Below are 13,937 nucleotides of genomic sequence, written 5' to 3' on the forward strand. Positions count from 1 at the left end.
GATAAATTAAGAGAAGTAAAGTATGTAAGTGTAGTTTGCTTTAAAACCGAAAGGGAGAGAGCTTAAAAACGAGCCCCTGCTCGCGTAACCCCATCACAGTTTCGTTAATTTAATAATATGATTGTAATAGCTTGTATAACTATCGGAATTTAATGGTGAATAGTTTAAATTCTTTAATAAACCCGTTAGTTTCACAAAGAAATCACGCGCCTCTTCTTTCTCTGTAAATTCATATTCTTTCATAATGATATCAAACAGAAGATTAAAAAATTCCTTTTGGCGGTTCATAGGTACGGAAACATCGATAGGATCATAAGCATCTTGTTGCAAGTAGGTCATATCAAACATAAGCGATTTCTGATAGAGAATGTAATCTCGCATGGTAATACCTTCTTCACCTGTAACTTGCATCATATTAAAAATCTCTTGTCCCTGATGCAGCAGCTTGATTACCTCCATCACTTTAGTTGTCCATGTTGGCTCGATATTGGTTTCAAACCAAGGTTTAAGTTGTTCAAAATAACGCGACCAGGAAATTAATGGATCAACCGCAGGATAAAAGCGCTTATAAGCGCGATCATAACTTAACCCAAGAAACGTTTTAACTGAGCTTAATGTGGATTGTGTTACCGGCTCTTCGAAATTTCCGCCCGCAGGGGAAACTGTTCCAACTATGGTAAGACTACCCGTCGATTGATCGTGACATTGAATAATGCCTGCTCGTTCATATAATCCTCTAATGCTGCTATCCAAATACGCTGGAAAACCTTCTTCCCCGGGAATCTCCTCCATTCGTCCTGAGGTTTCCCGCATCGCCTGTGCCCATCGAGAAGTTGAATCTGCAATCAGTAACACATTAAATCCCATCTGCCGATAATACTCACCCAGAGTAATTCCCGTATAAATAGATGCTTCGCGTGCAGCGACCGGCATTGAAGAGGTATTACAAATGATAATGGTTCTATCCATAAGCGTCCCCCCCATTTTGGGGTCAACAAGTTTTGGAAATTCAGTAATGGTTTCTACTACCTCTCCTGCTCGCTCACCACATGCCACAATAATGACGATATCAACATCAGAATAACGTGCAATTAAATTCTGTAAAACAGTCTTTCCTGCACCAAATGGCCCTGGAATACAGGCGGTTCCACCGCGTGCGATGGGGAAAAAAGTATCGACCAATCGCAATGTAGTCATCATCGGTTCGCTAGGATAAAGGCGCTCTGCAAGATTATTTTTCATCAGGGTTTGCGCAATCGAAAAACGTACCGGCCACTTCTGTAACATGCTGACTTCGCGCACGTTATTTTCAGAGTCGATGAGCTTTGCTATGGGTGTATCAGCAGTAACAGTACCTTGCTGCAACCATTCCACTTTAAGGTGTTTCCCCATATCAAAAGGAACCATGATCTTATGGGTAAATCGCCCCTCTTGAACTACCCCCAATATGCTGCCAGCATTCACCGTATCACCTGCATGCACACATGTTGTAAACACCCATTTTCTATGTGGATCAATTGATTCTTCACGGACACCACGCGGTAAAAAAAAGCCATACTTGTTGGCAAAATTAGTTAAAGGATTTTGTAGGCCATCATAGATCATTCCTAATAAACCTGGGCCCAAAGTTACAGAGAGCAACTCCCCTGATTGCTCAACACGATCACCTATTGCTATACCGCTCGTTTCTTCGAATACCTGAGCAATCGCGGTATCGTCCTTTACCTGTAAGATTTCAGCCATTATGCGTTCGTCAGTGGGACTTTGAGCAGGGCAAATATAGATAATTTCATTCTTGATGATGGGCATAGATCCTTTTTGCTGGATATGCACAACACCCTCTTGTATTGCAATCACTGTGGCATTATGGACTAATTGCTGAGACTGTTTATCCTTCATGACACGCTCCCTTTGTCGTTCAAGATAACATCATTTGGCAGCTGCTTGCTTAATAATAAATTAGAGAGTTCATTCAAATAAGTTAACGCATTAGCTTTATTAAATTGCGACCAATAATGAATGATATTCCACCGGAGTAAGTAAATAATAATTGCCTCAAAATCAAAGTAATGCCCAGTTTCAATAATCGATAAATACTTCCAAATATAGGACAATAAAAACTCTTCGACTGCGACCGTATCTTTTTTGGCAATGTCTGCAGCAACCTTGGGCAGCCAAGGATAAATGAATTTCAATCCAAAATCTGGCTCACTCCAGTTTCTGAGCAATTTATGATTCCATCGCGTAATCCAATACTCTTGAGGGTTTTCGGGTGGTTCTTTTTTTTCATTTCTCATACGCAAGGCCGCAAAGATACTGCGTAAATCGAAAAACCAGATAAGGATATCGCGAATAAAAGCAGGCTCCTTGTCAATCAGTTGTTGAAATGCATCTCTTAGCTCAGACATGGATTGATGAGGTGCAAACCAACTTGTCCAAGCTAATGATTCTAGAGTAAAAGCAAGAGTAAATTTCTCTGTTGGGAGTAGTTTTAGCCGTTTTTCCAGTTGTAGCCTTGAAATAGGTGTTTCCTGAATTTGGAAATACCTGTTCATGCGCGGCAAGCTGCATACAACAGTATAATATTGACCGCTCATTGTAATAATCCTTCCAGGAGCGCTCTAAATCGAGGCTGCATATGCTTGATGAGTAAACTGCTGACGGCATCTTCCGTCAAATCCAGGACAATTTCTTCATTAACAAGGTGCACTCTAATCCCGGCGATTTTATTTTCTTGCTGATTGACGCGCATACTCATGCCTTCTCTGAGCATGCGCCCAGTTAAACATTTCACCATCGTTTTTAAGAAATCTTTTTCCAGTAATTCAGGATTTTTTCTAATCTCATCGAAATCGAGTACTTTTTGGGGCAATTGAATTTCTATATTTTTTGCTTTAAACGCGTGGATTTGCTCCACAGAATCTGTTGCAATTAAAAGAATTAATTGTCGTAATACATCCTTATCATCCAGTTCTTTATGTACAAGACATCTGACCTCTTGAGTAAAACGGTCAATCAGGTTTTGTCTGAGCTCAAGGCGCATATTTCGCGCTGCAAGCTGTAGTGCATCCTCTGCCGCCTTTTTTTCTTGTTGAATCAATTGGTGTGCTTCATCCATCATGGCTTTTGATTTAGTCTGCGCGCTATTGAGGATCGTGTTCGCCTTCTCTTGTGCTTCACTGATTAATCGTGCAGCTTCCTCTTTCCCGGCATTCACTCCATCCTGTTTTAACCGTTCGATTAGTGCTTCAACGCCTTGAGAAATCATGTTCGCCGTTTGATTTTGCTTGGGTTCCATAAAAAACTCCTATATTCCATTGCTTATTACCAGAGCAAATACAAATATGAATACTGCAAAACCTTCCACAATCGCGGCTGGAGCAATAGATAAACCAAATATTTCCGGCTTGTTTTTTGTTGCATTGATCGCACTGGCGCAACAATATCCTTGTTGAATGCCACATATCATCAAAGCGATTCCGGCCAAAAATCCAATACCAAAAAGTCCTCCAGCAATCTGCGGCGTAACTGTTCTATTGAGAGTAAACATAATGACTATTCCCAAAATGGCCTGGGTAGAGGGAAGCACTGAAACACCGATGTATTTTCCATATCCACTTCCAGTATCTAACATCACGCCAATTGCCGCTTGTCCTGCAATGGCGCAACCACAGATACTTCCTATTGTTGCTAATGCCATCGGAGCAAATATACCTGCCCATCCAAAAAGTACCATTAACTCATTCATGGGATATCTCCTGTTTCTTAAAAGGCTGATAACAATACCCATCCTCCTTGATGCTCCATTTGAAAAACTCGATATAATTTAGACGAAGTCCATGAACTATCGCGCTTATAAAACATAAAACAAAATTAAGTGTTTGTCCGATAATTAAAATAAGAACCGCTAAAACCCAGCTACTTGGTTTACCAAATTGGGTAATATGCTGCGCCATGGAATTAAATGTGACTGCTAATGAAGCCCCTGCCATTCCTAATGCAAACAAGCGAAGATAGCTGAGGATGTCGCCAAATAGCGAGGGCAATTCCGTTAAAGCCCCCAAACTGTGAACAATTCTTTTTGCAAGATTATTAAAGCTGGTAATCGGTTCGTTTGAGGCAAAAATCATGATCAGCAATAAGCTCAGGATAAAAGGAAAAATGGCTAGTTGGGTTATCGTACTGTTATGTTTCATCAAACCAATGGAATAAAGTAATGTGGCAACAATTAATAAAATAAACCCTGAAGATTGAATGCGTTCATGGCGATGTTGGGCAAACCAGGCACGCATGCCACTAGCAATACAAATATGCAGACATCCTATGATAAGAACGAGGAGCATCATCAATTTGAAATCATTGATATCAATTATTTTCAATGTCGCTAACCATGTTCCTGCTTTAGGTTCAATACCAAAATAACTCCCAAGCATGGCGCCATATAGAATGGAAAAAAGACTAATAACCACTAATAAAGGTCTTAACCATACTGCGGCATTGTATTTTCCTAATCTTTTCCACCCAAAAACTGCGAAAAAGGCCAATAGAATTCCATAGCCAGCGTCAGCAAGAATCATCGCAAAGAAGATTGAAAATGAAAAAAAGACCATAATGGAGGGATCTAATGCATGATATCCTGGTGTCTGATAAAAATTAACGAGCTCAGCCCCACCTTGCAACCAGGGATGTGATTCCATAAGCGTCGGTGGTAGTTCTTCGGGTAACGGTTTTTCGATGACCAAGCTTAATTGGTTCTCTTGGCAAAATTGAGTGAGACGTGATAATTCATTATGCGGTACCCAAGCTTGTAACAAGAAAAATTCATCATGCTCTTGTGTTTGTCCTGAAGCCTTCTGCAACTCGGTTCTATCAGAAAATTGAGCTACCTCGCGGGCTAACAAATAACGATAACGCGTTAAATTACGTCGTTCATCCATAAGATCATCAATTTTTTCATTCAATTCATTTAATTCAACACGCAGTGCTTCTAAAGCGATCGAACCTGTATGAATCCGATGAAAAGGAAATTGCTCTTCTTGAGGCTCTTGCTCGAACAGCACGATAATAAAAGCATAACGATGATTCCGATACACTTCGTGCAAAGGAACATTTTTGGGAATCCGGGCAATTTCTTTCAGTTTAATTTTATAAAACCATAATTTGATTCCGCCTAAATCACCATCGGGAGGTAATATAAACTCACCCCATTCAGATACCTCACGAATTCGTGTTGTTAAAAAATCACGTCGATCAATTGCAATTCTCAAATCATGTTGGTTCGCTAAAATCTTTTTTACCACAATATCCGGATTAAAATCTTTCCAAATAAGGCGAGGGTTTCCATGCTCCGGTGAATTATTAAGATAAAGCAATGCACATCTTATTTGATCAAGTAATGTTGTAGAAATAGTAGTTAATGCCGTTTTTCTGGGTGGGTTAATAGCAATCAAATGCATGCAACCTAATTCTTGTAAAGCACTTAAAATATCTGCCTTGCATCGACTTGGCCCAAAGACACTCACTTTCTCAAAGGTTGCGATACTCATCGTAGTATCCTTTTCTTTTTAGCGATTTTCGAACGAACCACTGCGGCACGCTCATTATCGGCCAAAAAAATCTGAATCAGCCGGATATTATTCAATGACTTGGGAATTAATACTTTTTCAAAAAGATTTTTTCGCTGAGTTACCGTTTGAATGGATTTAGCCAATCGCCGTTGCCGTTCCAGTGCTATTTGCAAACGCAGCTGCAATTCGATTTTTTCAGTGAGCACAACAATTAACCGCTCAAACCACTGCGGTGTATTAAAATACACATAATCTATAGGATGGAAAGTAATCGTTTGTAACAGCGGTAACTTGATGCCAGCAATATTTTCTTCAGCGAGGGCAATTTCTTTAATGTCAATGAGTTTACTTAAGATGTTCATAGTGCTTGCAACCATAGGTACATCATTTTGAATGCAGTGTTCCAAGGCTTCTTTTTTTTGTCTTAATTCATTAACTTGAGTATCAACACGGCTTCGCTCCGACAATAATTTTTTCCTTTTCAATTCTAAGGAAGGCAAAAATCGCTGATAGTTCTTCAGATTTCTTTGCTCTAGACTTAGTGATGCTTTATTGAGTTTGATTTGCGCCATGATCGGTATCCGGTTGAGTCTTGGCATTAAAATATTTAGCAATCAGTTCTTGTTTCATAAGTAATTCATTTTCATGAAAACACTCCGCAAGTGTTTGCCAGCATAAATCCAATGCCTTTTCTAAAGAGATGGAAACTTTAATATCCATAAATCGTTCACGGAACAAACGACCAAATTTAAGTAACCGTTCATCAAATTCAGAAATTTCAAAAGCCATTGCTTGTTTTTGCTCCGCTTCACAGGCAGCTGAATAAAAGCGGATCATCGTATTCATAATTTGACCGTGATCATCACGTGTTTGTTTGCCAATCACATGTTGTTTGAGTCGGGATAGTGAACCAAATGGATCAATAGAGCCTGAGTGCAGATAAAGCTGACCTTCGGTAATGTACCCAGTATTGTCAGGTACAGGATGCGTTACATCATTACCTGGCATCGTAGTTACTGAGAGAATGGTGACCGAGCCAGCACCTTGGAAGTCACAAGCCTTTTCATATCGTCTTGCCAATTGAGAATAGAGATCGCCCATATACCCTCTGTTTGATGGCACACGTTCCATGGCAATACCCACCTCTTTTAATGCATCAGCAAACGCCGTCATATCGGTTAATAACACCAGCACACGTTTGCCTTCTTCAATTGCCATTTTTTCAGCAACAGCTAACGCCATATCGGGAATAAGTAATCGTTCTAAAATAGAATCGGAAGCCTGATTTACAAACATAATCGTCCGGGCAATTGAACCATGGTCTTCAAAAGTTTTACGAAAAGCATAATAGTCATCAAACAATAGCCCCATTCCACCAAACACAATAATGTCTGCCTCTGCTTGGGTTGCAATTTTTGCCAATAATTCATTGTAAGGTTCACCTGCGATTGAAAATATGGGAATTTTTTGACTTTCAACCAAGCAATTAAACACATCAATCATAGGAATATTGGTGCGGATCATTTTGGAAGCAAGCGTTCGTCGCGTAGGATTTACTGTGGATGTACGAATAGGTGTTGTATCGTCTTGTTCTAAATTAGGACCACCATCAATAGGTTGCCCAACTCCATTAAACACACGTCCGAGAATGTTTGGAGAATAACTCACCCGCATCGGATGGCCAAGAAAGGTAACTGAAGCGTTTGTTGATAACCCTTTGGTGCTCCCATACACTTGCAAAGTAACGATCTCGTCTTCTAAATGGGTAATTTGAGCAAGTAATACCCCTTTTGAGGTATGGATCAACGCTAAATCATCGAGTCTTGGAACTGAAATTGCACGCATATCATGAGCGTATGGGACAACTATTTTCAGTATATCCCCAGTAATTTCATGAACATTTTTATAGTGAATATTGCTCATTATACTCTCTTGTTTTTTTCGCATTGGCCATCATAACGGCCACTGCACATGATGCAATCCGAGAACGAATATTGTCAGAACGACTGGTTAAGATAATGGGTACCGCAGCGCCTAAAATGATGCCCGCAGACAGTGCATCAGCAATCAATACCATTTGTTTGGCTAAAATGTTACCGGCTTCTAAATTGGGCACGACAAAAATATCAACATCACCAATCACTGTGGATTTAATATTTTTAGTTTGGGCTGCATGGAGGCTGAATACATTATCATAAGCAAATGGACCATCGACAATTGCTCCGGTAATTTGTTCACGCTCAGCCATTTTTGCCAAGCATGCTGCATCTGTTGTCGATGTCATCTCGGGATGCACGGTTTCTACTGCGGATAAAAGCGCTACTTTTGGTACTATTTCTTTACTAAATGCATGAAACAGATCGACTGCATTCTGAATGATGTCTTTCTTAACCATCAAGTCAGGAGCGATATTAATTGCTGCATCAGTAACGATAAATGGCTTATGATATTTTTCAATCGCCATAATAAACGCATGACTGATGCGACGACGAGTTCGTAATCCATTTTCTTTCTTAATAACCGCATGCATCAATTCATCCGTATGCAAACTCCCTTTCATTAAAGCGGCAACCTTTCTCTCTCTCGCCAATTGCACTGCTTTTTCAGCAGCCACCTGTGACTCTGCAATATCAATTAATTCATAATCGCCAATATCAGCTTTTATGCTTTTTGCAATGTCTTGAATTTTGGATTTAGGCCCAATAAAAACAGGGTCAATTAACCCCAAATGATTGGCTTCGATTGCGCCCTCAAGGGAATCCTCGCTGCAAGGAAATACTACAGCTACCTTGATCTTTGGTAAGGCCTGACACTTTTGTAGAAAATTCTTTGCTAATTTATCCAAATCAAGTCTTTTGTGATCCATGTTTTAATCTATCCCTTTTCACCAAACCACTCTGTTTTTGAATAAAACTATTTATTTCTGGAATAATCTTCTTTCGAAACTTGCTGCCATTAAATAATCCATAGTGTCCAACTTCTTTCGCGAGATAATACTTTTTCTTACTTTCAGAAAGGTTTTTGCATAAATTAATAACCGATTTAGTTTGTCCAAGCCCCGTAATGTCATCATGCTCACCTTCAATAATCAAAATCGATGTATTTTTTATATCCTGTAAACGAATGTTCTTTCCTCGAGATTTGTAATGACCTTTAGCAAGTAATTGCTCTTGAAAAACCGTATTGATTGTCTGCATATAAAATTCAGCCGTCAAATCCATCGTTGAAAAATACTCAAGGTAAAAACGTATCGTTTTAAACGCAGATTCTCGGTTATTTTCCGCATAATCCGTTATAGCTGATTGGAGCGATTCCATGTGCCGTTGCCAGTTCATGCTCATGAAACCAGAAAGCTGCATAAACCCAGGATAGACTAACCGCATTGCCCCAGGAAATCGACTTGGAACCATAGAAATTACATTCTGTTGAAACCAATCATCGCCTCTCGAAACAGCAAGTTCATTTACCGCAGTAGGAGAGTGACTCGTATCGATAGGCCCACCCAATAAAATGGTGCAACGAGGTAATTTAGGGTCTTTAGCGGTTGACATCAACGCAAGAGCAGCCAAGACAGGAACTGTAGGTTGGCATACCGCCATCACATTCAATCCAGGCCCCAAAAGTTTGAAATAAGAAATCACATATTCAATGAAATCATCTAAGTCAAATGCTCCCTCTGACAAGGGAACATCGCGTGCATTGTTCCAATCGGTAATATATACATCATAGAATGGTAATAGTGCTTGCACCGTATCTCTTAATAAAGTTGCATGGTGGCCTGACATCGGGGCAACAAGAAGCATTTTAGGGAAAACATGATCATCAATCCCTTTTTTCTTGAAGCGTAATAAATGACAAAAACTTTTACGATCAACGACCTCCTCAACAATATCATAATAGTCATCACCTAATTTTATATCTTTGATATCAAAGCTCGGTTTCTCATAAATGTTTGTCATCATATGAGAAAAATAAAAATAGCCGGTTAACTCTCTAAAATATTTAATTGACGAATGCATAGCCGATTCACCTAACTCTTTTTGCATGTCAGAAAGAAATGGCAGATTAATCGGTAAATCCATGGTATCAGCTATTCGTCGAAACCGTTTGGAAAGCATGAGACAATAATCTGAGTAGGGCTGGAGCGACCTCATTGTCAAATCATACCAGTTGTACAAAGAGCGGTTATCAATTGGGTTATGCAACATAGAACTATCCTTAATCTAATGCAGCATTGAAATTGGAATTGGCTATTGAAATAGTATAGAACATTTTGTTTTTAATTGTACTCATTAGGCCGATTTTTAATTATTACGCAATATTTTTCAGCTCAATAAGTATCCCTTTTTTAAAACACAACAGCATCAACCTGTGTGTCTAGCGAAATTCATGACACCCAACCTACTGATCGCAAATTAATCTAATTGTTTAACTATGGTCTAAAATTAACTATAAGACGTGTTCTTTAGATTGAAATGCTATGAGTGATGGTAGAAAAATATTTAAAGGCAAATATGGAGAATATGAAAAAGGAACCATGCATGGACAGCACATTACTTGCAGGAAAAAAAGCATTAGTCATTGGCATTGCCAATGACAGCTCCATTGCTTTTGGTTGTGCACGAGCATTAAAAAAGGCAGGCGCTGATCTGGCAATTACTTATTTAAATGAAAAAGCCAAACCATTTGTAGATAAAGTCGCCAAGGATCTCAGACCATCTATTTATTGTCCTTGTGACGTGACTCAAAATCAGGATTTGGATAATTTATTTTTACAAATAGAGAAAAAATGGGGACAAATAGACATCCTCATCCACTCGATTGCTTTCGCGCCAAAACAAGATTTACAAAATCCTGTGCATGAATGCTCTAAAGAAGGCTTTCTCATGGCCATGGATATTTCCTGTCATTCATTTATCCGTATGGCCAATCTGGCTAAACCGCTGATGAAAAATGGGGGCTCATTGTTTGCCATGTCATTCTATGGAGCGGAAAAGGTCGTCGAAAACTATAATCTCATGGGACCTGTTAAAGCTGCTTTGGAGGCTTCTGTGCGCTATATGGCGGTGGAATTGGGTCCAAAACAAATTCGCGTCATTGCACTTTCTCCGGGTCCGCTAAAAACACGCGCAGCCTCAGGCCTTGAAAAGTTTGATGATTTAATCCAACATGCTAAAGAAAAATCGCCACTAAAATCATTAGTTGATATAGATGATGTAGGGGCAATGGTTGTTTTTCTTGCAAGCCCATATGCAAAAAATATTACTGGCGACGTCATTTATATTGATAGCGGTTACCATATTATAGGTTAATACCTTCTCTTAAATTTCGTCCCTAAATGTTCCGATAATACCTGAATATGCTAAAATTGATATGATCTGGAATATTGAACATCAATGGTGCCAGATCACATACCCCATACTCAATGTAAATTAATGAAGACCGTCATGAACAATCATCAAAAAATCGCTTGCCCTATTTGTGGGAAACAGAATACCTGGCACCCTGAGAACCGGTTCAAACCTTTTTGCTCTGATCGATGTAAACTCATTGATTTAGGCGAATGGGCCAGCGAAACGCGAACAATTCCTGGAAATCCTCTTGATCCCGATCTCAAAGTTGCGGTCCATAACAGAGAAGATGAATAGTTTTATGCAGAAAAAAATAATAGTTGATGAGAACCCAGGACATCACCATTATATTATTTTATAGATTTTTGTTTTATTTGCTCCTCTGTAGGTAACTTGATTTCATGGACTAACCCCACGCGTGATAGTAATAATATTAATATATAAGAAAGATCAATTTGCCATTTTTTTAACCCATGCTTGGCTGAACTTGGAAAAGCATGATGTCCATTATGCCAACCCTCACCATAAGCGAGAAGCGCAAAGAGCCAATTATTTTTACTGTTGTCCTGAGTTTTAAAATCTGTTCTGCCCCAAATGTGACAAATAGAATTAATGGACCAGGTAACATGTTGTTGGAAACAGATTCTGACAAATCCACAAACAATAACTCCTTCCCAGAACGAATACCAGCTCATGTACATTAATCCATTGATGATTCCAGGAATAATTATTCCGCCCAGAGCAATAAGGCTATAATGTTTGTTTATAAGCAATAAATCGCGATCCCGGAGCAAATCGCCCAGGTAATATCGCCAGTTCTCTAAAGTATGATTAGCCATCCATCCCATATGAGCGTGATAAAAACCATAGAGCCCCCCTTTTTTTGTTGAAAGGGGTGAATGCGGATCGAATTCAGTCTCTGTATATTTGTGATGTCTTCGATGAGCAGCTATCCAAAAGAATGGTGGTCCCTCATAAGCCATGCAACCAAAACAAGCAAACACAATCTTAACCCATCGCTTTGCCTTGAATGAATGATGCGTTAACAAGCGATGAAAACCAATCGTAATCCCTAAAACGGTACAGCTGTAACAAATTAAAAACAATATTAATGTACCAACACCAATATTAAATAACATCCCTGAAATTATGCTGTATAGTGTAACTAATAAGGGTATCCATATTATGGCTCTACTGTATCGCTTTTCCGAATTGGTTAAACCACGATACAAATGCAATTCGGTCTGTTTCATAACTACCTTAATCAAAGAGCTTTGAGTCTCTCTATTTGAATTAATGAATGTTATAAATATAGGCAAGTAATTTTCATAATTCAACCAATATGATCCAAATTTAACCATAAAATCACATTTGTCAGCGATGATAATGTCGCTCCATATACTTATCCACAATCATTTTGATCGTCATATACAGAAAAAAATTAGCAAAAATAATGATTATTTTTTGAATACCAAAAAAGTGACTACACTCATAAAATAGAGAAAAACTGGAGCAGATAAATTTTTATTTGCAAATTATTGGACTATCGAAATGAACTCAAGAAAAAAAATCGAAAGTGTAGTCGAATTGTTCACAGAACGTTGTATCTCCAACCCATCAGCTCCGTTATATTACTTTTCCACAACAGGGCTGTTTGAACACAGTATCAAGGCCAAATCAGATTTTTACATCATTTTGCCCTTCAGAAGGCTCCGCATTTTTAGGATAAATTCTTACTTTAATAATTTTTGAGGGGGTTGCTTTTTCAATTTTGGCATTAAACTCTGGAAACTCAATACGCTCCCCTTCCTTAGGCAAATAACCTAATCGATGAAGGAATAACCCATTTAAAGTATCAATTTCGTCTTCTATATCGATATCCTCATCAATTGCTTGTTCTAAAAAATAAATGGAACAATTCCCCGAGGCAGATATGGTTCCATCTGCATTCAATACCCAATCCACTTTGGTACGATGAAATTCATCTTTAATGCGGCCAATCAGTACTTGCAGTAAATTATCGATCGTGACAAAACCTAAAATAGTTCCTTTACCGCTGTACACAAGAGCAAAATGAGACATCCCTTCACGGAATTTATTTAATAAATCCAATGCAGGTAGACGGCGAGACACTTTAAGGACCGGTCTAATCAGTGAGTGTAACTCTTTGATTTCACCATGCTGATAAAAAATAGGAAGCAGATCTTTTACATGAATAATACCAATCACATCTTTTTTATCTGGGTCATAAACAGGATATCGACTGTAGCGATGCTCCATAATTACATCGATAATTTGTTGTATCGGCTTACTTATGTTGATCACGATCATTTCTTCACTAAAGCGCATGACTTCAGTGACTTTAAGATCGGCTAAATCAAGAGTGTGTTCAATGATTTCAACCTCTTCTTCAGTAAGCTCACCATGCAGATGGCTTGTCCCCAAGAGCAGCTTTATTTCATCTGTTGAATAAAAATACTCAGTCTGGTGGACTTCATCTAATTTAAACACTTTTAAAAGAAAATTTGAACAAGTATTAAGTACCCATATTGCCGGGTACATTAACCAATAAAAACCATATAAAGGAAGTGCAGTCCATACGGATACCCGTTCTGATTGACGAACAGCAAGGGATTTAGGCATTAATTCTCCAACAACAATATGGAGAAAAGAAATAAATGAAAACGCAACGAAAAAAGCAATTACTGTAATTACTCTCGGTGAATCAACGCCAATAAAAATCAGAACAGGCTTAAGCAACTCAGCAAATGCCGGCTCTCCTACCCAACCCAAACCAAGTGATGCAATCGTGATACCGAGCTGACATGCAGATAAATAAGCATCAAGATTTTTATGCACATGAACTAAAATTGTTCCCCGTAGACCATAATTATCTTTGATTGCTTCAACACGGGTCGCACGAAGTTTTACCATGCCAAATTCAGCGGCAACAAAAAATGCATTGAGTAAAACCAACAGAAGTGCTAAAAAAACCTGAAAAAAATGAATCACCTATAAT

Annotated in this window: 13 protein-coding genes; 2 read left to right on the forward strand and 11 right to left on the reverse strand. The window is 38.8% G+C overall.

Annotated elements, in window-relative coordinates:
* Nucleotides 1-93: 93 nt before the first annotated feature.
* The 9 genes from ELY20_RS06910 to phaZ are packed head-to-tail and all read right to left on the reverse strand — an operon-like array spanning nucleotide 94 to nucleotide 9,775.
* The gene (locus ELY20_RS06910; protein WP_110141804.1) at nucleotides 94-1,899 is read right to left on the reverse strand and encodes a V-type ATP synthase subunit A; all 1,806 of its coding nucleotides are present in this window, start codon (nucleotides 1,897-1,899) and stop codon (nucleotides 94-96) included.
* The gene (locus ELY20_RS06915) at nucleotides 1,896-2,597 is read right to left on the reverse strand and encodes a DUF2764 family protein (RefSeq protein WP_110141803.1); all 702 of its coding nucleotides are present in this window, start codon (nucleotides 2,595-2,597) and stop codon (nucleotides 1,896-1,898) included. Before ELY20_RS06915 ends, ELY20_RS06910 begins: the two co-directional genes overlap by 4 nt.
* Nucleotides 2,594-3,298 (reverse strand): hypothetical protein, encoded by a 705-nt coding sequence (locus ELY20_RS06920; protein ID WP_110141802.1) that lies wholly within the window; start codon nucleotides 3,296-3,298, stop codon nucleotides 2,594-2,596. The genes ELY20_RS06915 and ELY20_RS06920 overlap by 4 nt, the downstream gene beginning before the upstream one ends.
* 9 nt (nucleotides 3,299-3,307) lie before the next feature.
* Nucleotides 3,308-3,748: an ATP synthase subunit C gene (locus tag ELY20_RS06925; protein ID WP_110141801.1), complete on the reverse strand. Its 441-nt coding sequence runs from the start codon at nucleotides 3,746-3,748 to the stop codon at nucleotides 3,308-3,310.
* Complete coding sequence (locus tag ELY20_RS06930; RefSeq protein WP_110141800.1) at nucleotides 3,741-5,546, reverse strand: V-type ATP synthase subunit I; 1,806 nt, start codon at nucleotides 5,544-5,546, stop codon at nucleotides 3,741-3,743. Before ELY20_RS06930 ends, ELY20_RS06925 begins: the two co-directional genes overlap by 8 nt.
* A complete protein-coding gene (locus tag ELY20_RS06935) occupies nucleotides 5,543-6,139 on the reverse strand; it encodes a V-type ATP synthase subunit D (RefSeq protein WP_233590516.1) in 597 nt (198 codons plus the stop codon). The genes ELY20_RS06930 and ELY20_RS06935 overlap by 4 nt, the downstream gene beginning before the upstream one ends.
* Nucleotides 6,117-7,490, reverse strand: coding sequence for a V-type ATP synthase subunit B (locus ELY20_RS06940; RefSeq protein ID WP_110141799.1), 1,374 nt, complete (start codon nucleotides 7,488-7,490; stop codon nucleotides 6,117-6,119). Before ELY20_RS06940 ends, ELY20_RS06935 begins: the two co-directional genes overlap by 23 nt.
* Nucleotides 7,471-8,433 carry a bifunctional enoyl-CoA hydratase/phosphate acetyltransferase gene (locus tag ELY20_RS06945; RefSeq protein WP_110141798.1) on the reverse strand — a complete coding sequence of 321 codons (963 nt, stop codon included), beginning with the start codon at nucleotides 8,431-8,433 and terminating at the stop codon, nucleotides 7,471-7,473. The genes ELY20_RS06940 and ELY20_RS06945 overlap by 20 nt, the downstream gene beginning before the upstream one ends.
* Nucleotides 8,414-9,775 carry a polyhydroxyalkanoate depolymerase gene (gene phaZ / locus ELY20_RS06950; RefSeq protein WP_110141797.1) on the reverse strand — a complete coding sequence of 454 codons (1,362 nt, stop codon included), beginning with the start codon at nucleotides 9,773-9,775 and terminating at the stop codon, nucleotides 8,414-8,416. The genes ELY20_RS06945 and phaZ overlap by 20 nt, the downstream gene beginning before the upstream one ends.
* Nucleotides 9,776-10,108: 333 nt before the next feature.
* Between phaZ and fabI the strand changes: the two genes are divergently transcribed.
* Together fabI and ELY20_RS06960 are read left to right on the forward strand one after the other, a co-directional pair.
* Nucleotides 10,109-10,879 (forward strand): enoyl-ACP reductase FabI, encoded by a 771-nt coding sequence (gene fabI, locus ELY20_RS06955; protein ID WP_110141918.1) that lies wholly within the window; start codon nucleotides 10,109-10,111, stop codon nucleotides 10,877-10,879.
* 135 nt (nucleotides 10,880-11,014) lie between these two features.
* Nucleotides 11,015-11,215, forward strand: a complete 201-nt coding sequence (locus tag ELY20_RS06960) for a DNA gyrase inhibitor YacG (RefSeq protein ID WP_110141796.1) — start codon at nucleotides 11,015-11,017, stop codon at nucleotides 11,213-11,215.
* A 53-nt stretch (nucleotides 11,216-11,268) separates the two neighbouring features.
* Here ELY20_RS06960 and ELY20_RS06965 read toward each other — a convergent pair whose 3' ends face one another.
* On the reverse strand, nucleotides 11,269-12,171 hold the full coding sequence (locus ELY20_RS06965; RefSeq protein ID WP_110141917.1) for an acyl-CoA desaturase: 903 nt from the start codon (nucleotides 12,169-12,171) through the stop codon (nucleotides 11,269-11,271).
* A 424-nt stretch (nucleotides 12,172-12,595) separates the two neighbouring features.
* Entirely contained in the window at nucleotides 12,596-13,930 is a 1,335-nt protein-coding gene (locus tag ELY20_RS06970; RefSeq protein ID WP_110141795.1) for a hemolysin family protein, read from the reverse strand.
* Nucleotides 13,931-13,937: the final 7 nt, after the last annotated feature.

This window comes from Legionella qingyii (assembly GCF_003990155.1).
Classification (GTDB): domain Bacteria; phylum Pseudomonadota; class Gammaproteobacteria; order Legionellales; family Legionellaceae; genus Legionella; species Legionella qingyii.